Origin of the sequence: Stenotrophomonas sp. AS012628, assembly GCF_010608305.1 — a bacterium.
Classification (GTDB): Bacteria; Pseudomonadota; Gammaproteobacteria; order Xanthomonadales; family Xanthomonadaceae; genus Stenotrophomonas; species Stenotrophomonas geniculata.
Genome location: NZ_VMBJ01000012.1, coordinates 10535 through 33646 on the forward strand (window position 1 = coordinate 10535; position 23112 = coordinate 33646).

General features: G+C 66.6%; 14 protein-coding genes, 2 tRNA genes and 1 other RNA gene. 12 read left to right on the plus strand and 5 right to left on the minus strand.

Annotation, left to right across the window (positions count from 1 at the left end; all coding sequences use genetic code 11):
- The first annotated feature begins 142 nt into the window (after window positions 1-142).
- Both G5A07_RS07730 and G5A07_RS07735 read left to right on the plus strand, forming a co-directional pair.
- Window positions 143-219, plus strand: a tRNA-Asp gene (locus G5A07_RS07730).
- 181 nt (window positions 220-400) lie between these two features.
- Entirely contained in the window at window positions 401-2356 is a 1956-nt protein-coding gene (locus G5A07_RS07735; RefSeq protein ID WP_049481418.1) for a peptidyl-prolyl cis-trans isomerase, read from the plus strand.
- 197 nt (window positions 2357-2553) lie between these two features.
- On the opposite strand, the gene G5A07_RS07740 is transcribed toward G5A07_RS07735, so the two are convergent.
- Entirely contained in the window at window positions 2554-3753 is a 1200-nt protein-coding gene (locus G5A07_RS07740) for a lytic transglycosylase domain-containing protein (RefSeq protein WP_164191837.1), read from the minus strand.
- Complete coding sequence (gene gloB / locus G5A07_RS07745; protein ID WP_053442574.1) at window positions 3750-4514, minus strand: hydroxyacylglutathione hydrolase; 765 nt, start codon at window positions 4512-4514, stop codon at window positions 3750-3752. Before gloB ends, G5A07_RS07740 begins: the two co-directional genes overlap by 4 nt.
- Window positions 4515-4525: 11 nt before the next feature.
- Here gloB and G5A07_RS07750 point away from each other — a divergent pair, with 11 nt between their 5' ends.
- From G5A07_RS07750 to dnaQ, 3 genes are read left to right on the plus strand one after another with little or no spacing between them, the layout of a single operon-like run.
- A complete protein-coding gene (locus G5A07_RS07750) occupies window positions 4526-5170 on the plus strand; it encodes a methyltransferase domain-containing protein (protein ID WP_010483877.1) in 645 nt (214 codons plus the stop codon).
- A 13-nt stretch (window positions 5171-5183) separates the two neighbouring features.
- Entirely contained in the window at window positions 5184-5636 is a 453-nt protein-coding gene (rnhA, locus tag G5A07_RS07755) for a ribonuclease HI (RefSeq protein ID WP_010483875.1), read from the plus strand.
- 4 nt (window positions 5637-5640) lie between these two features.
- Window positions 5641-6372, plus strand: a complete 732-nt coding sequence (gene dnaQ / locus G5A07_RS07760) for a DNA polymerase III subunit epsilon (RefSeq protein WP_010483873.1) — start codon at window positions 5641-5643, stop codon at window positions 6370-6372.
- A gap of 62 nt (window positions 6373-6434) precedes the next feature.
- Here the strand turns inward: dnaQ and G5A07_RS07765 are convergent, their stop codons facing one another.
- Entirely contained in the window at window positions 6435-7139 is a 705-nt protein-coding gene (locus G5A07_RS07765; RefSeq protein WP_143994422.1) for a protein phosphatase 2C domain-containing protein, read from the minus strand.
- A 164-nt stretch (window positions 7140-7303) separates the two neighbouring features.
- Between G5A07_RS07765 and G5A07_RS07770 the strand changes: the two genes are divergently transcribed.
- Together G5A07_RS07770 and G5A07_RS07775 are read left to right on the plus strand one after the other, a co-directional pair.
- Window positions 7304-7394, plus strand: a tRNA-Ser gene (locus G5A07_RS07770).
- A 241-nt stretch (window positions 7395-7635) separates the two neighbouring features.
- The gene (locus G5A07_RS07775) at window positions 7636-8040 is read left to right on the plus strand and encodes a DUF6165 family protein (protein ID WP_010483869.1); all 405 of its coding nucleotides are present in this window, start codon (window positions 7636-7638) and stop codon (window positions 8038-8040) included.
- Between the two features lie 18 nt (window positions 8041-8058).
- Here the strand turns inward: G5A07_RS07775 and G5A07_RS07780 are convergent, their stop codons facing one another.
- A complete protein-coding gene (locus G5A07_RS07780; RefSeq protein WP_010483867.1) occupies window positions 8059-9105 on the minus strand; it encodes a glycosyltransferase family 9 protein in 1047 nt (348 codons plus the stop codon).
- Window positions 9106-9125: 20 nt separating this feature from the next.
- Here G5A07_RS07780 and G5A07_RS07785 point away from each other — a divergent pair, with 20 nt between their 5' ends.
- Genes G5A07_RS07785 through G5A07_RS07795 form a run of 3 tightly spaced genes read left to right on the plus strand, consistent with a single transcriptional unit; the run spans window position 9126 to window position 11028 of the window.
- Entirely contained in the window at window positions 9126-9875 is a 750-nt protein-coding gene (locus G5A07_RS07785) for a 3-deoxy-D-manno-octulosonic acid kinase (protein ID WP_010483865.1), read from the plus strand.
- Entirely contained in the window at window positions 9875-10642 is a 768-nt protein-coding gene (locus G5A07_RS07790) for an MBL fold metallo-hydrolase (RefSeq protein WP_191863116.1), read from the plus strand. Before G5A07_RS07785 ends, G5A07_RS07790 begins: the two co-directional genes overlap by 1 nt.
- On the plus strand, window positions 10639-11028 hold the full coding sequence (locus tag G5A07_RS07795; RefSeq protein WP_043398200.1) for a nuclear transport factor 2 family protein: 390 nt from the start codon (window positions 10639-10641) through the stop codon (window positions 11026-11028). The genes G5A07_RS07790 and G5A07_RS07795 overlap by 4 nt, the downstream gene beginning before the upstream one ends.
- A 78-nt stretch (window positions 11029-11106) precedes the next feature.
- On the opposite strand, the gene ffs is transcribed toward G5A07_RS07795, so the two are convergent.
- Window positions 11107-11203: signal recognition particle sRNA small type (gene ffs / locus G5A07_RS07800), an RNA gene on the minus strand.
- Window positions 11204-11503: 300 nt separating this feature from the next.
- Here ffs and sugE point away from each other — a divergent pair.
- Both sugE and G5A07_RS07810 read left to right on the plus strand, forming a co-directional pair.
- On the plus strand, window positions 11504-11821 hold the full coding sequence (gene sugE / locus G5A07_RS07805) for a quaternary ammonium compound efflux SMR transporter SugE (protein ID WP_005415486.1): 318 nt from the start codon (window positions 11504-11506) through the stop codon (window positions 11819-11821).
- A 357-nt stretch (window positions 11822-12178) separates the two neighbouring features.
- Window positions 12179-23083 carry an autotransporter-associated beta strand repeat-containing protein gene (locus G5A07_RS07810; RefSeq protein ID WP_191863117.1) on the plus strand — a complete coding sequence of 3635 codons (10905 nt, stop codon included), beginning with the start codon at window positions 12179-12181 and terminating at the stop codon, window positions 23081-23083.
- Window positions 23084-23112 lie beyond the last annotated feature (29 nt).

Sequence of the window (23112 nt, forward strand, 5' to 3'; positions counted from 1 at the left end):
CGGAGGTCGCGGGTTCGAGTCCCGTCCGCTCCGCCATTGCAGAATTCTTAAGTCCCTGTGAAAAAACTTTGAAAAAAGTGTTCATCGGGCTGGGTTTCCAGGGAGTCTTCGGATATACTGGGCGCCTGCAAAGTTTCAGCGCGGAGCGGTAGTTCAGCTGGTTAGAATGCTGGCCTGTCACGCCGGAGGTCGCGGGTTCGAGTCCCGTCCGCTCCGCCAACTTTAAAAGCCCTCGGCGCAAGCCGGGGGCTTTTTCTTTGGGCCGTGCCGCAGGCCTGCCGATGTGCTGATGGTGCAGGTCCACGAAGATCGGCGCAGGCCGCGCCGGCGCTGCTTTTGGTCCCTGCGGCGAAGCGGGTTACACTGCCGGGCTCGCCAATCAGGCCTTGTGATTCTCACCATGCTGCAGAAACTCCGCGACAAGACCTCAGGCTGGATCGTCACCGTGATCCTGGGGCTGCTGATGATTCCGTTCCTGTTCGTGATCGACAACAGCTACCTCGGTGGCGTTGGCGCACAGAACGTGGCCAAGGTTTCCGCGCCGCCGACCTGGTGGCGTTCGGCGCCGTCGTGGTGGCCGGTGCGCATGCTGTGGCAGCACCACGAGATCAGTGCGCAGGATTTCCGCACCCGCTTCGAGCAGGAGCGCATGCGCGAGCGCCAGCAGCAGGGTGAGAACTTCGACCCGCGCGCGTTCGAAAGCACTGAAAACAAGATGGCCGTGCTCGATCAGCTGATCGACGAGCAGGTCGTGCGCTTGGTGGGCGAGCAGGCCGGTGTCGTGGTGGGCGACGGTGCGGTGCGCGAGTACATCGCCACCATCCCGGCCTTCCTCGATGCGAACGGCAAGTTCAACGAGAACAACTATCGCCTGGCCCTGGCCGGTGGCAATCCGCCGCGTACGCCCACGCAGTTCCAGGAGCTGGTGCGCGAGAGCCTGCAGCAGTCGGTGATTCCGTCGGGCCTGCAGAACTCGGGCTTCGTCACCCAGGCCGAGACCGAGCGCCTGCTGAAGCTGCTGGGTGAAACCCGCGACGTCGAGCTGGCCGCGCTGCCGGAAGTGCCGGCCGATACCGCGCCGGTCACCGACGAACAGATCAAGCAGTGGTATGACAGCCACGGCAAGGATTTCCGCCAGGCCGAAAGCGTGTCGCTGGAATACGTCGAGATCAACGGCGCGAACCTGCCGGCACCGACCGCGGCTGACGAAGCGACCCTTCGCAAGCGCTATGAAGACGAGAAGGCGAAGTTCACCTCGCCGGAACAGCGCCAGGCTGCCCATATCCTGATCACCGGTGACGGCGCCGAAGCCAAGGCGAACAAGATCGCTGCCGAAGCCAAGGCGGCCGGTGCCGACTTCGCTGCACTGGCCAAGGCCAATTCGGAAGACCCGGGTTCAAAGGACCAGGGCGGTGACCTGGGGTGGGTCGAGCGCGGTGCGATGGTCAAGCCGTTCGAAGATGCACTGTTCGCTGCCAAGGCGGGTGACGTGATCGGTCCGGTCAAGACCGACTTCGGCTACCACATCATCAAGGTCGCCGCGGTGCGCGGTGGCGAAGGCAAGTCGTTCGAGGAAGTGCGTGACACGCTGGCCGCCGAGCAGCTGAAGGCTGACGGCGAGCGCGGCTTCAACGAACTGGCCGGCAAGCTGGTCGACGCCATCAACAAGAGCCCGAGCGATCTGGCTGCTGCGGCCAAGGAAGTGAATCTGCCGCTGCAGACCCTGGGCCCGATCACCCGTGCCACTGCCAGTGGCATCGCCGCTGACCCGGCCGTGCTGCGTGCCGCGTTCTCCGACGTGCTGGTGCAGGACGGGACCGCCAGCGACCCGATCGCCCTGGGCGGCGCGACCAACCACAGTGTGGTCATCCGCGTGGCCGCGCACACTCCGGAACAGGCCATGCCGCTGGACAAGGCGCGCGAACAGGTGATCGCCGCGATCCGCGCCGACCGCCAGCGTCAGGCCAGCGACAAGGCCGCCGACGCCGTGCTGGCCAAGCTGAAGGCCGGTGCCACCCTGCAGTCGCTGGCTGCCAGCGAGAAGCTGCAGCTGAGCCCGATGCCAGGCCTGCCGCGCAGCCAGCCGGTGCCGACTCCGGAAATCAACCGCGCGATCTTCAGCGCGCCGGTGCCGGCCGAGGGCAAGCCGAGCTATGGCAAGGTGGATGTCAACGGCCACGCGCTGCTGTTCGCGGTGAACAAGGTCAACCCGGGCGACATCAAGGAAGTGACTGCCGAGCAGCAGAAGCAGCTCAAGGACCAGCTCAGCCAGATCGATGGCATGGCCGCAGCCAAGGCCTACGTCGAGGCGATGCGCAAGAAGTTCGTGATCCAGACCACCGAAGAGAACCTGTAAGCCTCGCGGCGGGCAGGACGAGAAAGGCCCGGCAATGCCGGGCCTTTTTTATTGGGAGCGATGCTGGAAATTGAACTGTAGAGCCGAGCCCATGCTCGGCCTGTCATGAACCCCGGCAGGGCGCGAACATGAAAAAGCCGAGCATGGGCTCGGCTCTACAGGAAGCAGGGCAGGGCGCGGCCGGAACCGCGCCTGCTTCAATCCTCGACGCGCAGTACCGCGCCCGGCTTCAGCACGCTGCTGCCGCTCAGGCCGTTCAGTGACAGCAGCGCCTTCACCGGCATGCCGTAGCGACGGGCGATGGTCCATGCCGACTCGCCATCACGCACGGTGTGGCGGCGGCTGCGCGGGCGGTCGGCGATCGCGGCGACGGTCTTGGCCACCTGCGGCGTCGGCGTGGTCGTGGCAACCGGTGCGGTGCTGGCCACCAGTGTGGTCGCGGTTTCCGTCACAGTCGCATTGGCAGCCGAGACCGGGGCCAGCACCCGGGTGGTTCCAGAGGCGCGGTTGCCGGCGGCCAGGGCCGGGTTGAGGCGGGCGATCCTGGCAGGGTCCAGCGCGCGCTGTGCGGCCCACTGCTGGACGCTGGTGCCGGCCGGCAGGGTGTGGTCCTTCAGCACCGGCACGGTGCGGTCCAGCGAGGCCATCACGCCCGGCTGGTCTTCCACGTCTTCCAGCACGCAGGCCAGGGCATGCAGCTTCTCGACATAGGCATGGGTGACCGGCGACAGGCCCGGCAGGGCTGCCGGCTTGGCGTTCTGCGCGTTCATGCCAGCCTTGCGCATGGACTGCAGTACCCGGTACTCGCCGGCGTTGTAGGCCATGGTGGCCAGGCGCCAGTCGCCGCCGAACATGCCGTGCAGGGTCTTCAGGTAGCGCACCGCGGCCTGGGTGGAATCCACCGCCGACAGGCGGCCGTCATAGCCGTTGGCCATCGGCACGCGGTGGTTGCGCGCGGTGGTGGCGATGAACTGCCACAGGCCGGTCGGGCCGCTGCCGTTGCGGGCATTGGGCCGATAGCCGCTTTCCACGAACGGAATCAGCGCGAATTCGGTGGGCAGGTTGGCCTTGCGCAGCTCTTCGACCACATAGCCGAACAGCACCAGCGCATCGTCATCCTGGTTGGCCAGGCGCGAGGGGGCGTGGGCGAACTGCTTCTGCCAGCGCGGGCTGGTGGCCTCGGCATCGCAGCTGGGCTCGGCCAGGCCGTCGCGGAAGCTGGTGAAGATCTCCTGGCCGTTGCGCACCGAAGCGGCGGGCAGCGCTGAAGCGTCCAGCGGCAGGGCCGCGGCAGCGGTCAGGTTCTGGCTGATGCCGGCACCCAGCGACTGCGCGCCCGCGTTCCCGGCCAACCCCAGGGCAAGCCCCAAGGCCAGCGTCAGACTTCGGCGCATCATGCGCGGAAGCCGTCTTTCCAGTGCCGGAGACCGGCCATCACGTCGACGTCGTCCACGACGTCACGGCCCAGGTGTGCCGACACCGACGCACGGATCGGTGCAGCGTGCACACGCAGGAAGGGATTGCAGTCGAATTCGTTGGCCAGGGTTACCGGCAGGGTGGAACGGTCATCGCGGCGCATGGCCAAAGCCTCCTCTTGGCGCTGCCACAAGGCAGCGTTGGCGGGGTCGACATGCCGCGCGAAGACGGCATTTGACACGGTGTACTCATGAGCGCAACAAAGCAGCAGTTGCGCGGGCAGGGCACCCAGCTTGCGCATCGACGCCAGCAGCTGGGACGGCGTACCTTCGAACAGGCGTCCACAGCCCAGGCTGAACAACGAATCTCCGCTGAAAAGATATTCAGCAGTGTGAAACGCGATGTGGCTGCGGGTATGCCCGGGCACGGATAGTACGTGGAACGTCCGGCCCAATGCCTGAACGCGTTCACCTTCACCGACCCGCTCGGTCGCCGTGGGAATGCGCTCCTCGGCCGGCGCGACGACCCGCACGCCGGGGAATCGCGCCTGCAATGCCGGCACGCCACCGATGTGATCGTCGTGGTGATGGGTGAGCAGGATCGTGTCCACGCGCAGGCCCTGATCGGCCAGCGCGAGCACGGGCGCGGCATCACCGGGGTCGACGACCACGGCAGCACCCTCGTCGTCGATCAGCGTCCAGATGTAGTTATCCGCAAATGCGGGCAGGGCAGTCAGTCGCATAGAATTGGACCATGCCCGCGCTGCAGAGTACCCGTCAAGCGAGCCAGACCCCGTGGTTCGACAGTGAACCGGCGGAGGCCTTGCGCGTGCTGGAGCGACAGTTGCTGCTGCCGCAGCTGTCGGTGCTGCCGGCGCAGCCCTGGCTGTGGATCGCGCCGAGTGCGGCCTGGCTGGAGGATGCGCAGCTGGGTGGGCGCGGCCTGCGCCTGTATCGACAGGGGCCGGGCTATGCCGGCGACACCCGCTGCGCGCTGCCGTTGCCGCTGGCCAATGAAAGCGTCAATGCGATCGTGCTGCAGCATGTCACCGCGGCCGACGCTGATCGGCTGCTCGACGAGTGCGAGCGCGTGCTGATGCCGGGCGGCCACCTGTGGCTGAGCAGCCTCAATCCGTTCAGCCCGTACCGCACGCGCTGGCGCCAGCATGGGCTGGTGGTGCGCACGCCGCAGCGGATCCGCCTGCTGCTCGGCCGTCATGGGCTGGAGTGCGACGATATGCGTTACCTGGGCCCGCTCTGGCGCGGTGCGGGCAGCCGCCGTCCCGGAGGTTGGGCACCGCTGCGTGCGGCCTGCCTGTTCCATGCGGAAAAACGCACGCTGGCCCTGCCCGGGCCGAAACCGCTGCCGGTGCGCTGGCACGGCACCGTAGCTACCTGATTCTGGAGTTGTATTGAAAACCATCGAAATCCACACCGACGGTTCCTGCCTTGGCAATCCCGGCCCCGGCGGCTGGGCTGCGCTGCTGCGCTACAAGGGCCATGAGCGTGAGCTGAGCGGTGGCGAGGCGCACACCACCAACAACCGGATGGAGCTGATGGCGGCCATTTCCGGGCTGGAGTCGCTGACCGAGCCGTGCAGCATCGTGCTCTATACCGATTCGCAGTACGTGAGGCAGGGCCTGACCCAGTGGATGCCGGGCTGGATCCGCAAGAACTGGAAGACCGCCGGTGGCGATCCGGTGAAAAACCGCGAGCTGTGGGAGCGCCTGCAGGCGGCCACGCTGCGGCATCAGATCGACTGGCGGTGGGTGAAGGGGCACTCCGGCGACCCCGACAATGAGCGGGTGGATACCTTGGCCCGCAACGCGGCGATCCAGATCCGCGACGCCAGCCCGGTAAACTGAGCCCATGCGTCAGATCATCCTCGATACCGAAACCACCGGCCTGGAGTGGAAGAAGGGCAACCGCATTGTCGAAATCGGCTGCGTGGAGCTGTTCAAGCGCCGCCCGACCGGCAACAACTACCACCAGTACATCAAGCCGGACTGTGAGTTCGAACAGGGTGCGCAGGAAGTCACCGGCCTGACCCTGGAGTTCCTCGATGACAAGCCGGACTTCGCGCAGATCGCCGACGAGTTCCTGGCCTTCATCGATGGCGCCGAACTGATCATCCATAACGCGGCGTTCGACCTCGGCTTCCTCGACAACGAGCTGTCGCTGCTGGGGCCGCAGTACGGGAAGATCACCGACCGCTGCACCGTGATCGATACCCTGGTGATGGCGCGCGAGCGCTTCCCGGGCCAGCGCAATTCGCTGGATGCGCTGTGCAAGCGGCTGGGCGTGGACAACTCGCACCGTGCACTGCACGGCGGCCTGCTCGATGCGCAGATCCTGGGCGACGTCTACATCGCGCTGACCTCGGGCCAGGAGGAAATCGGCTTCGGCCTGGGCGATGACGATGGCGGTGGTGCCGGTGCGGCGCTGCAGGCCTTCGACACCAGCAAGCTGCTGCCGCGCCCGCGCGTGGTGGCCACGCCGTCGGAACTGGAAGCGCATGCCGCGCGACTGGAGCGGCTGCGCAAGAAGGCTGGCCACGCGCTGTGGGATGGCCCGAAGGTGGAAGAGCCCGCCAGCGCGTAAACATCCACGCATGGCGTGGATCTACTGTAGAGCCGAGCCCATGCTCGGCTCATGCACCAGGTTCAGTGGCAGCGCACCAGGATCACGCTGATGTTGTCGCGGCCACCGCCGTCGAGCGCGGCCGCGACCAGCGTATCCACGCACTCCTGCGCGCTGGCATCGTCGAAGGCGAGGGTGCGGGCGATGCCGTGGTCATCCACTTCCTCGGTGAGGCCGTCACTGCACAGCAGCAGCTGCATGCCCGGGCGCAGCTCGCCGCTGGTGGTGGCCACGTTCAGATGCGCCGGATCAGTGACGCCCAGCGCCTGGGTGACCACGTTGCGATGCGGATGTGCGCGCGCCTGTTCGGCGGTCAGGTTGCCCTGCGCGACCAGTTCCTGCACCACGCTGTGGTCCTGGCTGAGCTGCGCAAGTTGGCCGTCGCGCCACAGGTAGGCGCGGCTGTCGCCGACCCATGCCACTTCATAGCGATTGCCCTGCACGCGCGCGGCAACCACGGTGGTGCCCATCGGCAGCGTGTCGTTGCGTCGGCGCGAGGCGCGGATGATCTCTTCGTCGGCGGTGCGGATGGCCTGCGCCAGCGGCGCGCCGCGGCGGATCTCGCGCACGATGGTCTCGCGTGCCAGCGCGCTTGCCACTTCGCCGCAGGCGGGTCCGCCCATGCCGTCGGCCACCAGCCACAAGGCCAGCTCGCTGTCACCGTAGTAGGTGTCCTCGTTGAGCTCGCGGCGCATGCCGGGGTGGGTGAGGTGTCCGAATTCGATCATGGGGGCTGGGGCGGGGTGTTGCTGGGGAGACAGGCATCATCGGGTGGCTGCACGCATCCGGCAAGGCATGCGCTCAGGAAATTTTCACTTGGTTGGCCGGAATGACTTGTCGTCGGCCTCACTTCCTCGTATGATGCGCGTCCCCGGTCCGCCGGGGACCACCCGGAGAGGTGGCAGAGTGGTTGAATGTACCTGACTCGAAATCAGGCAGGCGTTTATAGCGCCTCGGGGGTTCGAATCCCCCCCTCTCCGCCAGATAAAGAAAAAGGGCTGCCGAAAGGCGGCCCTTTTTCTTTATCTGGCGCGGGACGCGACGCGCGTTGCGCGTCGCCCCACGCGTTGCTGTGCAACGCGTGGGCCCCTCCCTTTGCCGGCCTCTCCCCGCCCCTGTCGGGGCAGCCCCTCAACAGAGGGGCTTGTTCCTCCAGATGGATCTACCTGTCCCATCGCGAGCTGCGGGTTAAACTGCACGCATCACCTGCTGGAGCTTTTCCCCATGACCGCTGAAATCCTCGTCCCCGTTTCTTTCGGCGAGCTGCTGGACAAGATCTCGATCCTGCAGATCAAGTCCGAGCGCATCAGCGACGAGGGCAAGCTGGCCAATGTGCGCAAGGAGCTGTCGGCGCTGGAGCAGACCTGGATGGCACACCCGGCGGCGGTGAAGGACATCGCCAAGCTGCGTGCCGAGCTGAAGACGGTCAACGAGCAGCTGTGGGACATCGAGGACGACATCCGCCTGAAGGAGAAGGCGCAGGCGTTCGATCAGGGCTTCATCGACCTGGCGCGCAGTGTCTACCTGCGCAACGACGAACGCGCGCGCATCAAGAAGGCGATCAACCTGGCGCTGGGTTCGGCGTACGTGGAAGAGAAGTCCTACCAGGATTACGCGCAGCGCGCGTAATCCCCGGCAGCCTGCCGCTCACCCCAGGTGGTCGGCGACGTAGCGTTCGAACGCAGCGATACCGTCTTCGACAGTGATCAGTTCCATCACATCGTCGAACTCGATCTTGGTGCCCCACTTCAGATCCGCGGCCTGCTTGGCCAGGTACTTGCGCGCGGCATCATCGTAGCGGTCCACGCAGTAGCGGCGGTCGGAATAGGGACCGCTGCGGTTCGGATTGCTGGCCGCATGCAGGCCCAGTACCTTGGCGCCCATCGCGTTGGCGATGTGCATCGGGCCCGAGTCCGGGGTCATCACCAGATTGGCGCGGGCCAGCAGTGCCGGCAGCTGCTTCAAGGTGTCCTTGCCGACCAGGTCCAGTGCCGGCGTGTGCAGCTGGGCCTGGATGGCATCGGCCATGCTGCGCTCCAGCTCGCTGCGGCCACCACACAGCACCACCCGCCAACCGCGCTGTGCGGCATGGTTGGCCACGGCTGCATAGCGGTCTGCATACCAGTTACGGCGCACGTGGCTGGAACAGGGCGAGATCATCAGTACCGGTCGGCCATCGTCCTGCCATTGCGCGGCGGCCCACTCATACGCGGACTGCGGCACCGCCAGATCCCAGCTGACCTCGGCCTGGCGCAGGCCAAGGGGTTCACAGAAGCTGCCGATGGCGTCCAGCACATGGATGCCGGGGCGGTCGGGGATGCGCTCGTTGATGAAGAGACCGTGCAGATCCTTCGATCGGCTGCGGTCGTAGCCGATGCGACGCTCTGCGGGAATGAAGGCCGACAGCAGGTTGGCGCGGAACGCCACCTGCATCTGCAGCAGCGCTTCAAAGCGCCCCGGTGGCAGCTGCCTGCGCAGTTCCTTGACCCCGGCCATGCCGCTTTTCTTGTCGTAGGCATGGAAGGTGACGCCAGGCAGGCCGTCGAGCAGCTTGTGGCCGGCCTTGTCGATGATCCAGTGGATCGGCGTGTCCGGACGCGCAGCCTGCAGGGTGCGCACCAGGGGCACCACGTGGGTGACATCGCCAAGTGCGGACAGGCGCAGGAGGCACAAGGAGGAGGACGCTGATGCCATGTGTTGTTAGACTCAATGAAATGGTCGCATTCGACGCCAATGAAGCGCTGACGCCATGCCGCGAGGGTCGCGGCATCGGGGCCATTCTGTTCGACCGCGAGCGGCTGCGGCAAGCCGAGATCGGCCTGTTCTCACCCCAGCACTGGGGAAGCAGGGCCCGGCCGGTGGGTGAGGGCGGCCGTGGCAGCGCCTGGTTGGTCGATGCGCCGTTCGGCCCCAGCGTGCTGCGCCACTACCTGCGCGGTGGCCTGGCGGCGAAGATCAGCCATGACCAGTACTTCTGGCGCGGCGCGGACCGCACCCGCAGTTTCGCCGAATTCCGGCTGATGCGCGCGTTGCGCGAGAAGAAGCTGCCGGTGCCACGGCCGATCGCCGCGTTCTACATGCGCGAGGGCCTGCGCTACCGGGCCGCGATCCTGATGGAGCGGATCGAGGGTGTCCGTTCGCTGGCCGACCGTGCGCTGGTCGCTGGCCGGGGCGCACCGTGGGAGGAAACCGGGCGGCTGATCGCGCGCTTCCACCGTGCCGGCCTGGACCATGCCGACCTCAATGCGCACAACATCCTGTTCGACGGCAATGGCCATGGCTGGCTGATCGACTTCGACCGCGGGGTGATCCGCATCCCGGCGACCGCCTGGCGCGAACGCAATCTCAAGCGCCTGCTGCGCTCGCTGATCAAGCTGCGCGGCGAGCGCAGCATGGAAGACGTGCAGAAGGACTTCGCGCGGCTGCGCCGCGCCTATGACATGGCCTGGAACCGGGGCACCTGATGGACTGGTCGTTGCGTTTCCTCGGCGTCGGCAATGCGTCGGCGGTCGAGCTGGGGTCGCCGATGTCGGTGATCGAGCGGGACGGGCGTCCGTGGCTGACCATCGACTGCGGCGGTGAAGGCCTGACCGCGTTCAAGGCGCACTACGGCCACATGCCGCAGGCGTTGTTCGTCACCCATGTGCACCTGGACCACGTGGCGGGCTTCGAGCGCCTGTTCGTCGATACCTTCTTCAATGCGCACCGGCGCGGCAAGGTGCGCCTGTATGTGCCTGCCACGGTGGTGCCGCTGCTGCACAAGCGCATCGGGGATTACCCGAACGTGCTGGCCGAGGGCGGCGCCAACTTCTGGGATGCGTTCCAGCTGATCGTGGTGGGCGAGGCGTTCTGGCATGAGGGCGTGCGCCTGGAGGTGTTCCCGGTGCGCCACCATTGGCCGGAGACGGCCTATGGCCTGCGTCTGCAGGGCGCGCTGACCTGGAGCGGCGATACCCGGCCGATTCCGGAGATGCTGGCCCGTTTCGCCAACGACAACGAACTGATCGCGCACGACTGCGGCCTGCACGGCAACCCGTCGCATACCGGTGTGGACGACCTGGAGCGCGAGTACAGCGCCGAGCTGCAGTCCCGGATGATGCTCTACCACTACGCCAGCGTGGCTGACGGTGCGGCGCTGGCCGCGCGCGGTCACCGCGTCGCCCAGCCGGGGCAGTGCGTGCGGTTGGCGAGCCCGACGGCGCCGCACTTGCTGGCGCAGGATCCGCCGTGAGCGGTGTTGGCCAGCCCGCCGACGCGGCGCTGGCGGCCGAACTGGAGGCGCTGGAACGCGCGCTGCATGCGCCGCAGGTGCGGGGGGATCGCGAGTCCCTTGCGGCCCTGCTGGACGAGGATTTCAGCGAGATCGGCAGTTCCGGGCAATGCTACGGCCTTGATGCGGCGTTGCAGGAGATCCCCTTGGAGCGCGCGCAGGTGCTGATCGAATCGGAACGGTACGCGGTGTGGTTGTTGGCCGACGGTCTGGCCCAGGTGCGCTACCGCAGCCGCCATCACGTCGATGGGCAGGCGCAGCGCTGGGTGCTGCGCAGCTCGCTGTGGCGCCGGCATGGGCAACGGTGGCGCGTGGTGTTCCATCAGGGCACGCCCGAGGCACCGTAGCACCGGGCCATGCCAGGCAAGGGGCGCCAACCAAGGTTGGTATCCACCAGAGGCGGGGCGTCGCCGCAAAAGGCGATGGCCCCGCCGGCTGACCTCGGCGCCCGCATCGATCGATACCGTTGCTGCCTTCCGGCCCTGGCGGGATTTTCGACCTAGCGTCGCGAGGGGCCGACGGGGCCACCATAGAGACGTTGGCCGCCCAGTGGGCGGCCGGTTCACCGATCAGGGGAAGCAGCGCGCGATGCGCCGGAGACCACAGCCGGACTGCACATCGGCTGGCCGATGGCAGAACGCAACTATAGCGCAGGCAGGTACATCGACGCCAGCTTCACGCACTGAATCGGCTGTAACCCGTTCCCGGCAACGGCGGCCGGGGCTGGCCCCCATTGCTAGAATGCCGGCCAGGAGGAACGACCTCCCCCGCATCGGGAATCAATGACCAGGACGGCCTGGCCCTGCCAAGAGGAGGGCCGTCATGGCCTGGATCTATCTGTTGTTTGCCGGCCTGCTGGAAATCGTCTGGGCCGTGTCCATGAAGCAGTCCGAAGGCTTCACCAGGCTCACCCCCACCGTGGTCACGATCATCGGCATGATCGCCAGCTTCTGGCTGCTGGCGGTGGCCATGCGCAGCCTGCCATTGGGTACCGCCTATACGATCTGGACCGGCATCGGTGCGGTAGGCGCGTTCGTGGTCGGCATCGTGTTCCTCGGTGAGCAGGTCAGCCCGATGCGGATCGGTGCAGCGGTCTTGATCGTGTCCGGGCTGGTGCTGATGAAACTCTCCAGCAGCTGAATGCATTTAGTTGAGCGGGGAATGGATTCCCCGCGTCCTGCAGGTATATGCATTTTCGGCAAAGCCATTTTGTCCGCTCGTTTTATTTGACGCACGTCATGAAAATAACGAGCGTGATTCACATGCCGCTGGCGCCATCGGACGCACAGTGCCGCCATTCGTCATGCGAGACCGGGGAGTTTTCGCCTTGACGGACACGCCGGCGCACCTTTTCCAGGGGGCGTCGCGTGAAGATGTGAAGATTTTCAGGAGTTAATGCCGCCAGGCCTTGTTCCCGTATCGGGAGCCGGGATGGGCCGCATCGTCTTCAAAAAACCTGCCCGCAGTGCCATCCGGTCTTTTCATGGAGATTTACCGATGAACCGCATTTACCGTCTGGTTTTCAATCGTGCCCTCGGCGTAATGCAGGTTGCCTCGGAGGTCGCCCAGAATCCCGGCGGAAGTGCGATTACCGCGAAGCGGCCACCGCGATTGCGGGCGCATCAGCTGGCGGTCGCACTGGCAGCCACCTTGGCCAGCGGTTCGGCGTTCGCAGCGTGCAACACCGTCGGCAACACAGTCACTTGCCCGACAGGCTCAAGCACCAACTCGCTGGCCAACAGCATCAATGGCGTAACCCTGGATATCCAGACCGGCGCCCAGCTCAGCGTGCCGCCGATCGTGGGTGGTAGTGCGGTGACCTTGAACGGCAACGGCATTACCGTGAACAACCAGGGCACGGTCGATCCCACCATCAGCGGTGGCCTGAGCCTGGCGGCGTCGGGCATGGTGCTGGGCAACGCGACGGTCGGTGGCAATGCCATCAACGTGAACAATCTGGCCGGTGGTTCGATAAACGGCCTGGTCAATATCGCCTCCCTCCTCGGTTTCGGTGGACAGGCGTTGGTGGTGCAGAACGCTGCGGGCGGCACCAGCACCGTCGTCAACAATGGCTCGGTGAGCATGTCGATCTTCGGTGCGGGTCTGTTCACCGCCGCCGATGCCCCGGCCATTCTCAGTTATGGCGGCGCGCAGACCCAGTTCACCAATACCGGCAGCATCACCGGTCGTGTCGGCTTTGCCGGGTCCGCCTCGGCGACCAACGGCAACACCTTCCTCAACGCCGGAACGGTCAACGGCAGCGTGCACCTGGGCAACTCTACGGCAGGCAATACGTTCACAGCGGTGTCTGGTTCCAGCGTGAACAACGCCGGCGTGGGTATCGCCGGTACCGTGGGTAGCGTGGGTGTCAATCTGGCGGCCGCGGGCCAGGTTGATGGCGGCTCGGCGAGCAACAACAGCCTGGTGCTGCAGAACAGTCCCTCTGGCCCCGGCTCCGGCACCGGTGGTGCGCCGACCACGGTGGGCTGGAACCAGTACGTCAACTTCCAGAAGCTGACGGTCAACAGCGGCACCTGGAACCTGCAGGGTGCGTGGGCGGGTGCGGGGCCGACGACGCTCAATGATGGCCTGATCAATTTCAACAATGCCGGTTCGTTCGGCACAGGGCTGTTCACAGCCAACGGCGGTGCCATCGCCTCCTCCACGGCCGGTCTGAACCTGACCAACGCTTTCAGCCTCGGTGGCAATCTGTCCCTGGCAGGGACCAATGCATTCGGCCTGAGTGGCGTGCTTTCAGGCGCTGGTGGGCTGACGGTCAACAACACCGGCATCGTTACTCTCGGCGGCGCAAACGTGTTCTCCGGCGGCGTCAACCTCAATGCGGGCGGCCTGCTGCTGGGCAATGCCAGTGCACTGGGCCTCGGCAACTTGACCGTAGGTGGCAGCGCCTCGCTGGATACGACGGCGGGCATCACCCTGGGCAACAACCTGGTGGTCAATGGCGGGGGCTCGCTGAACCTGCTGGGCAGCAATGCGCTGACATTGAGTGGCTCGATTTCCGGTGCCGGCAACGTGACCAAGAACGGCGCGGGCACGCTGACCTTGAATGGTGCCAATTCGCTGACCGGCAACTTCAACCTGGCCGGGGGCGCGTTGGCGCTGGGCGCGGGTGGCAGCCTGTCGTCCAACGGTGCGATCACGCTGGGCGTTGGTACCAGCCTGGATCTTTCAGCGGCGACCAACCAGACCATCGGCTCGCTGGCCGGCCTCGGCGGTTCGGTCAATCTCGGCAGCCACACGCTGACCCTCGGTGGAGTGGGCGATACCAGTTATGCCGGCACGTTCGCCGCAGGCACCGGTGGTCTGATCAAGCTGGGTACCGGCGTACAGACCCTGTCCGGTGTCAATAACCTCAGCGGCGGCGTCGCGCTCAACGGCGGTGGCCTGCTGCTGGGCAACAACGCCGCGTTGGGCAGTGGTGCACTCAGTATCGGTGGCAACGTGAGCCTCGATGGCACTACCGGGCTGTCGCTGACCAATGCGGTGACGCTGGGGGCAGGTGGGACGCTGAACCTGCTGGGCAACCAGGCACTGACGCTCAACGGTGTGATCGACGGCGTAGGTGGGCTGACCAAGAATGGCGCGGCAACACTAACGCTCAATGGTGCCAACACCTTCGGTGGCGGGCTGGCATTCAATGCCGGCAGCCTGGTGCTGGGCAATGCCGGGGCACTGGGCACGGGGGCACTGAATGTCGGTGGCGTGGTCACGCTGGATACCAGTTCGGCACTCAGTGCGGGCAACGGCATCAATCTGGGCGGCGGTGCATCGCTCAATGTCCTCGGCGGCAATGGGCTGACCCTGGGCGGTGTCATCGCCGGCGCCGGCAGTCTGGTGAAGAGCGGAGCGTCGACGCTGACCCTGAGCGGTGCCAACACCTACACCGGCGGCACCGCCATCAACGCGGGCACGTTGGCGATTGGTGCCGGGGGCAGTCTGGCCGCGACCGGTGCGGTCAACCTTGGTGGCGTCGGTGCGGTGCTGGATCTGTCCGCCGGCGGCAACCAGACCGTGGGCGCGCTCAGTGGCGTGGCCGGCAGCACGGTTTCCCTCGGCGCCAATACGCTCACCTTCGGTGATGCCACCAACCAGACCCTTGCCAGTGTGATCACCGGCACCGGTGGTCTGGTCAAGCAGGGGGCCGGCACGCAGACGCTGACTGGGGCCAATATCTTCAGTGGAGGCCTGGACCTGGCGGCGGGCGGACTGCTGCTGGGCAACAACGGTGCGCTCGGCACCGGTGCGCTGAACGTAAGCGGCAATGGTTCTCTTGATGGCAATGCCGCGCTGAACCTGGGCAATGCAGTGAATCTCACCGGTTCATTGACGCTGCCGGGCAGCCAGAACGTAACCCTGAGCGGGATCGTTGCCGGTACTGGCAGCCTGGTCAAGAACGGCGCATCACTGCTGACGCTGAGCGGAAACAACACGTTCGGTGGCGGGCTTTCGCTCAACGCAGGCAGCCTGTTGCTGGGCAGCAGCGCCTCGCTGGGCAGCGGCACGTTGAGCGTCAACGGCGCGGGCACGCTGGATGGGGCCACGGCGCTCAACCTGGGCAACAACGTGGCGCTTGGCGCCGGCGCGTCGCTGACGCTGCTGGGCTCGCAGGCCATGACACTGGGCGGTGTGGTGTCGGGTGCGGGAAGCCTGATCAAGAACGGTGCCAGCACACTCACGCTCAACGGTGCCAATACCTTTGGCGGCGGCCTGGCACTGAACGGCGGTGGCCTGCTGCTGGGCCACACTGACGCGCTCGGCACGGGTGCGTTGAATGTCAGCGGCAACGCCACCGTCGACAGCAGCGTTGCGCTCACCCTGGGCAATGCCGTGAACCTGGCAGGTGGCTCGGTACTGGACCTGCTGGGCAGTCAGGACGTGACGCTGGGTGGAGTCATCGCCGGCACCGGCGAGCTGGTCAAGAACGGGGCTTCGACGCTGACCTTGAATGGTCCCAATACGTTCTCCGGTGGCGTGGGCCTTAATGCCGGCGTGCTGCGGCTTGGCAATGCGGGTGCACTGGGCACGGGTGCACTGGATGTGGGAGGCAACGCTTCGCTGGATACCACGGCCGCATTGACCCTGGGCAACACCGTCGGCCTGGCAGCGGGTGCCAACCTGACGCTGCTCGGCAGCAATGACCTGACGCTGACTGCGCCGGTGTTCGGCGCGGGAGGTCTGATCAAGGACGGCGCGGCACGCCTGACCCTGAGCGGCGCCAACACCTATGCCGGTGGCACCACCATCAACAACGGCACGTTGGCATTGGGGGCCGGTGGCAGCCTGGCGGCGGCTGGCAGCGTCACCCTTGGCAACGCTGGAGCGGGCTTCGATATTTCTGCCGCCGGTGCAAACCAGACCATCGGCACATTGAGCGGCGTGGCCGGTACCACGCTGGCGCTGGGTGCCAACTCGCTGACCTTCGGTAGCAACGCTGCTGCCGTGTTCGATGGTGAAATCAGCGGCACCGGTGGACTGGTGAAGACCGGCACCGGTATCCAGACGCTGTCTGGCGCCAATGCGTTCAGCGGCGGGCTGGAACTCAACGGCGGTGGCCTGCTGTTGGGCAATGCCGGTGCGCTGGGCACAGGGGCACTGGGAGTTGGCGGTGCGGTCAGTATCGACAGTACGCTGGCGTTGAACCTGGCCAACGCGGTGAACTTCGGCGCCGGCACGCAGCTGACTCTGGGCGGCGGCAGTGACCTCACCCTGGGCGGCGTGCTTAGCGGCAATGGCAGCCTGATCAAGAACGGTGCAGGCCTGCTGACGCTCAACAACACCAATACCTTCGGTGGTGGCTTGACCTTGAACGGCGGTGGCCTGGTGGTCGGCGCGAACGGCGCACTCGGTTCCGGCACGCTGGCGGTGAATGCCAGCACCACCCTGGATGCGGGCGCTGCGGTGACGCTGGGCAACGCCGTGAACCTGGGATCGGGCGTGGCACTGACCCTGCCGGGCAGCAACGCGCTGACCCTGGGCGGCATCGTGGCCGGCAATGGCAGCCTGATCAAGAATGGTGCCACCACGCTGACGCTGTCCGGTGCCAATACCTACTCCGGCGGTACCACCATCAACGCCGGTACGCTGGCGCTGGGCATGGGCGGCAGTCTTGCCGCAGCGGGTGATATCACGCTGGGCGCAGGTGCTGGCTTCGATATCTCCGGTGCCGGCAGCAGCCAGACCATCGGCGCGCTCAACGGTGCGGGCGGAAGCACGCTGACACTGGGCGGCAATTCGTTGACCTTCGGCACGACCGGCAATGCCGCGTTCGACGGCGTGATCAGTGGCGGTGGCGGTCTGATCAAGGTGGGCGCGGGCGTACAGACGTTGTCCGGCGCCAACACCTTTAGCGGCGGCGTGACACTCAACGCAGGCGGGCTGGTCCTGGGCAATGACGCGGCGCTGGGCAGCGGCGCATTGACCGTTGGTGGTGCCGCCACGCTGGATACCACCGGCCTGGCAGCGCTGACCAACAACATCGCGCTCAACGCCGGGCTGACCGTGCTCGGGACCAATGCACTGACGCTCAACGGCGTCCTGTCCGGGGCCGGCAGCCTGACCAAGAATGGCAGCGCGACGCTGACCTTGAATGGCATCAACACCTACACCGGTGGCACCAACATCAACGCCGGCACGCTGGCGCTGGGGGCCGGTGCCAGCCTGGCGGCGAGCGGTACCGTGAACCTCGCCACCGGCGCCACGCTGGATCTGTCTGCCGGCAGTGGCACGCAGCAGTTCGGCACGCTGGTCGGCAACGGTACGGTGAACCTCGGTGCCAACTCGATCGAGGTCGGTGGCGCCACCAATGGCACCTTCAGCGGCTCGATCGCAGGCACGGGTGGCCTGACCAAGGTCGGTGCCGGTATCGAGACGCTGACCGGTGCCAATACCTACACCGGCGGGACCTTCATCAATGCCGGCACGCTGGCGATTGGTCCGGGCGGCAGCCTGGCCGCCAGCGGCGCTGTGACGCTGAGCGCTGCAGGCACCGGCTTCGATATCTCCACCGCAGGGGCCAGCCAGACCATCGGGTCGTTGAATGGCGTGGCGGGCTCGACGGTGAGCCTGGGGGCACAGACGCTGACACTCGGTGGTGTTGGCAACAGCCTCTTCGATGGCGCGATTTCCGGCACCGGTGGCCTGGTCAAGAATGGCGCCGGCATCCTCACGCTGGGCGGCGCCAATCTGTTCAGTGGTGGCGTTGCACTCAACGGCGGTGGACTGGTGGTCGGCAACAACGCTGCGCTCGGCAGCGGTGCGTTGACGGTCGGAAGCAACGCGACACTGGATGCATCGACCGGCGTCAACCTGGCCAACAACATCAACCTCGCTTCGGGTGCCAATCTCGACCTGCTCGGCAGCCAGGCGCTGACACTGGGCGGTGTGATTTCCGGCACGGGCGGGCTGATCAAGGACGGTGCGGCCACCGTAACCCTGAGCGGTGCCAACACCTACACCGGGGGTACCACCATCAACAGTGGCACGCTGGCGATCGGTGCCGGTGGCAGCCTCGCCGCAACCGGCGCGGTGAACCTGGCCGGCACCGGCACGCTCGACATCTCGGCGGGCAACCAGGCCATCGGTTCGCTGGCCGGCGTGGCCGGCAGCACGGTGGCACTGGGCGGCAGCACGCTGACCCTGGGTGGTACCGTGGACAGCACCTTCAACGGTGCGATCAGCGGCAATGGCGGCCTGATCAAGAACGGCGCAGGCGTGCAGACGCTCAATGGCGCCAGCACCTTCAGCGGTGGCGTGGCGCTCAACGCAGGTGGCCTGGTGGTCGGCAACAACGCTGCGCTGGGCACCGGTGCGGTGACGGTTGGAGGCGCGGCTACGCTCGATTCGAACTCCGCGGTGACGCTGGCCAACAACTTCATCCTCAACAACGGATTGACCGTACTCGGCAGCAACAACCTCACCCTCAACGGCAACCTGAGTGGTACCGGCAGCCTGACCAAGGAGGGAGCAGCGACGCTGACCTTGAACGGCACCAATACCTATACCGGTGGCACCAACATCAACGCCGGTACGTTGGCACTGGGCGCCGGCGCGAGCCTGCACGCCAGTGGCATCGTCAACCTGGCCTCGGGTGCGACCTTCGATCTGTCGGCGGGTAGCGGTACGCAGCAGTTCGGTACCCTGATCGGCAGCGGTACGGTGAATCTGGGCGCGAACAAGCTTACGATCGGAGGCGCTACCAATGGCACCTTCAGTGGTTCGGTGGCGGGCACCGGCGGCCTGGTCAAGGAAGGTTCGGGCACCCAGACGTTGACCGGCACCAATACCTTCACCGGTGGCACCACCATCAACGCTGGTACGCTGGCGATCGGCGCCGGTGGCAGCCTGGCTGCCACGGGTGCGGTGAATCTGGCCAACGCCGGTACCGCCTTTGACATCAGCGCGGGTGGCCCGCAGGCCATCGGCTCGCTGGCAGGCGTGGCCGGCAGCACCGTGGCGCTGGGTGGCAGCACGCTGACACTCAATGGCGTGGGCAACACTACGTTCGCTGGTGACATCACCGGCACCGGCGGCCTGGTGAAGAACGGCGCTGGGATCCAGGGCCTGACCGGCAGCAATACCTTCAGTGGCGGCGTGGCACTCAACGCCGGTGGCCTTGCCTTGGGCAACAACGGTGCACTGGGAACCGGCACGCTGACCGTGGGCGGCAATGCCAGCCTGGACGGCACCACCGCGCTGACCCTGGCCAACACCGTGCAGCTGGCCAGCGGCACGCTGACCCTGGCCGGCAGCAACGCGCTGACCTTGAACGGCCCGATCAGCGGTGCTGGCGGCCTGCTGAAGGATGGCGCAGCAACGGTCACCCTGGGCGGTGCCAGCACATATACCGGCACCACCACCATCAACAGCGGCACGCTGGCGGTGGGCGCGGGCGGCACCCTGTCTGGCGCCAGCACGGTGAACCTGGCCGGTACCAGCACGCTGGACATCAGTGCCGGTGGCAGTCAGAGCATCGGAGGCCTGGCCGGCGTAGCCGGATCCGGCGTGGTGCTGGGCGGTGCGACCCTGACCACCGGCGGTAACAACGGCAGCACCACCTTCGGCGGTGTGCTCAGTGGCACCGGCGGTCTGGTGCAGAGCGGTACCGGCACGCTGACCCTGAGCGGCGACAACGTCTATACCGGTGGCACCACCATCAACGGTGGTAGCACGCTGCAGATCGGCAACGGTGGCAGCACCGGTTCGGTGCTGGGCGACATCACCAACAATGGCAGCCTGGTCTACAACCTCGGTACCACGGCAACCGTGGGCGGCGTGGTCAGCGGCAGCGGCGGCCTCACCCAGGCTGGCAGCGGCACACTGGTGTTGACCGGCAACAACACCTACACCGGCGGTACCACCATCAATGCCGGTGGCACGCTGCAGGTCGGCAATGGCGGTGCGGCCGGTGCGATCGTCGGTGACATCACCAACAACGGTGTGCTGGTGTCCAACGTGGCCGGCAACACCACGCTGGGCGGCACCATCAGCGGCGCCGGTGGCCTGACCCAGGCCGGTGCCGGCACGCTGACCCTGACCGGCAACAACACCTATACCGGCGGCACCACCATCAATACCGGTGGCACGCTGCAGGTCGGCAATGGCGGTGCGACCGGCGCGATCACCGGCAACGTCGCCAACAACGGCAGCCTGGTGTTCAATGTCGGTGGCAACACCACGGTCGGCGGTGCGATCAGTGGCACTGGCGCGCTGACCCAGGCCGGTGCTGGCGTGCTGACCCTGGTCGGCAACAACAGCTACACCGGCGGCACCACCATCAATGCGGGTGGCACGCTGCAGGTCGGCAACGGCGGCGCCACAGGTTCGATTGCCGGTGACATCACCAACAATGGTGCGTTGATTTCCAACGTGGCCGGCAATACCGCGCTGGGCGGCACCATCAGCGGTACGGGTGGCCTGACCCAAGCGGGCAGTGGGTCGCTGGTGCTGACCGGCACCAACACCTACACCGGCGGTACCACCATCAATGCCGGTGGCACGCTGCAGCTTGGCAACGGCGGTGCGACCGGCTCGATCGTGGGCGACGTCACCAACAACGGCACGCTGGTGTCCAACGTGGCGGGCAACACCACGCTGGGCGGCACCATCAGCGGCAGCGGCGGCCTGACCCAGGCCGGCAGCGGCACGCTGACCGTGACCGGCAACAACACCTATACCGGCCCGACCACCATCACTGCCGGTGGCACCCTGCAGGTGGGCAATGGCGGCGCGACCGGTGCGATTGGCGGCAGCGTCACCAACAACGGCAGCCTGGTGTTCAACGTGGGTGGCAACACCACCGTCGGCGGTGCCATCAGCGGCAGCGGTGGCCTGACCCAGGCCGGCACCGGCACGCTGATCCTGGGCGGCAACAACACCTATACCGGCGGCACCACCATCAACACCGGCGGCACGCTGCAGGTTGGCAACGGCGGCGCGAGCGGATCGATTGCCGGCAACGTCAGCAACAACGGCAGCCTGGTGTTCAACGTAGGTGGCAACACCACCGTTGGCGGCACCATCAGTGGCAGCGGTGGCCTGACCCAGGCCGGCAACGGCACCATCACGCTGACCGGCAACAACACGTACACCGGCGGCACCACCATCAATGCGGGTGGCACGGTGCAGGTCGGCAACGGCGAGGCCAGCGGTTCCATCACCGGCAACATCACCAACAACGGTGGCCTGGTGATCAACACCGGTGGCACCACCACGCTGGGCGGCACCATCAGCGGTGGTGGCAGCATCGTGCAGGCCGGCCCGGGGGGCCTGAACCTGGGTGGCAACAGCGGTGGCTTCAGCGGTACCGGCCAGGTCACCGGCGGTGGCCTGAATGTCACCGGCAACATCGGCGGCCAGTGGACCATCGGCAGCGGCACCACGCTGTCCGGCACCGGCACTATCGGTGGCGCCGGCGGTGGTGTGACGGTGTCCAGCGGCGGCGTGCTGTCGCCGGGCAATGGTCCGGGCAACGGCAGCGGTGCGGGCAATGGCACCGGCACGATCACGGTGGGGGGCAACCTGACTCTGTCGCCGGGCAGCACGCTGGGCATCGATCTGGGTGCCACCGGCAGCGACACGGTGCAGGTGGGCGGCAGTGCCAACGTGGCTGGGAGCACCGTGCAGGTGAACACCATCTCGCCGAGCACCAGCTACCAGCAGGGCCAGCAGTACACCGTGGTCAACGCGGGCGGTGGGGTGAGCGGGCAGTTCGCCTCGGCCACCACGCCGTCGGCCTTCCTGACCATCACCCCGGTCTACACCGCGAACACGGCCAACCTGCAGATCGACGTGGCGCAGACCGCGGCATTCACCACGGCGGCGAAGACGCGCAACCAGTACAACACCGCCGCAGCGCTGGACAGCCTGCCGCAGAGTGGTTCGGCACTGGGCCTGTACAACACGCTGCTGATGTATGACGCGGGTACCGCGCGCGCTGCCTTCGATCAGCTGTCCGGTGAAGTGCATGCGGCCAGCCGCGCGGTGCTGCTGTACGACAATTACCTGGAAGAGGGTATCCGCCAGCGCCTGGGCAGTGAGCTGCCGACCGTGCGTGGTGAGCGTGCTTCGGCGTGGCTGGCCGGCAGTGGCAAGGTGTTCCGCCAGGACGGTGACGGCAACGGCGATGACATCCGCTCCAACCGCAATGCGCTGATGGCGGGCGTGGACTGGCAGCTGGGCGAGCACGTGGTGCTGGGTGCGGCCGCAGGCAACGAGCGGCTGGATACGCGCCTGTACGATCGCAGTTCGCGGGCCCGCCTGCGTGGCAACACGTTCGGCCTGTATGCACAGGGCCAGTGGAACAACGGCTTCGCGGTGGGGGGCAGCGTATCGCGCGGCGACTACCGTACGCGCACCACACGTGAGGTGCCGCTGCTGGGCCAGACCTTGTACAGCCGCCAGGACTCGGACGTGACCATCGCGCAGGTGGAGGGCAGCTGGACCTGGACACATGGCAGGACCCAGCTGCAGCCGTACGTGCAGTTCACCAAGCACTGGGTCGACAGCGATCGCGCAGTAGAGCAGGGTGGCACTGCTGCACTGGAGCTGGAAGGCGGCAAGGACACGCTCAATGTCAGCACCGTGGGCGTGCGTGGACGTTGGGATGTGGGCAGCGGCGAGCGCTTCCCGGCACAGCTGACGGTCGGCCTCGGCTGGCAGCACGCCTCGGGTGACACCGATGTGGCCAGCCGCAACCGCTTCGCCGTCGGTGGCAACGCGTTCGACGTCTACAGCGCGGTGATGGCACGCAATGCGCTGGTCAGTCAGGTCGGCGTGGCGGTTGGGCTCGGCCGCAACAGCCAGCTGTCGATGTTCGTGCAGGGCCAGCACGGCGATGGCCGCCGTGATGTTGGCGGGCAGATCAACCTGCGCGTAGGCTTCTGAGGGGAGCGGGCCAGCGGTAGATCCACGCA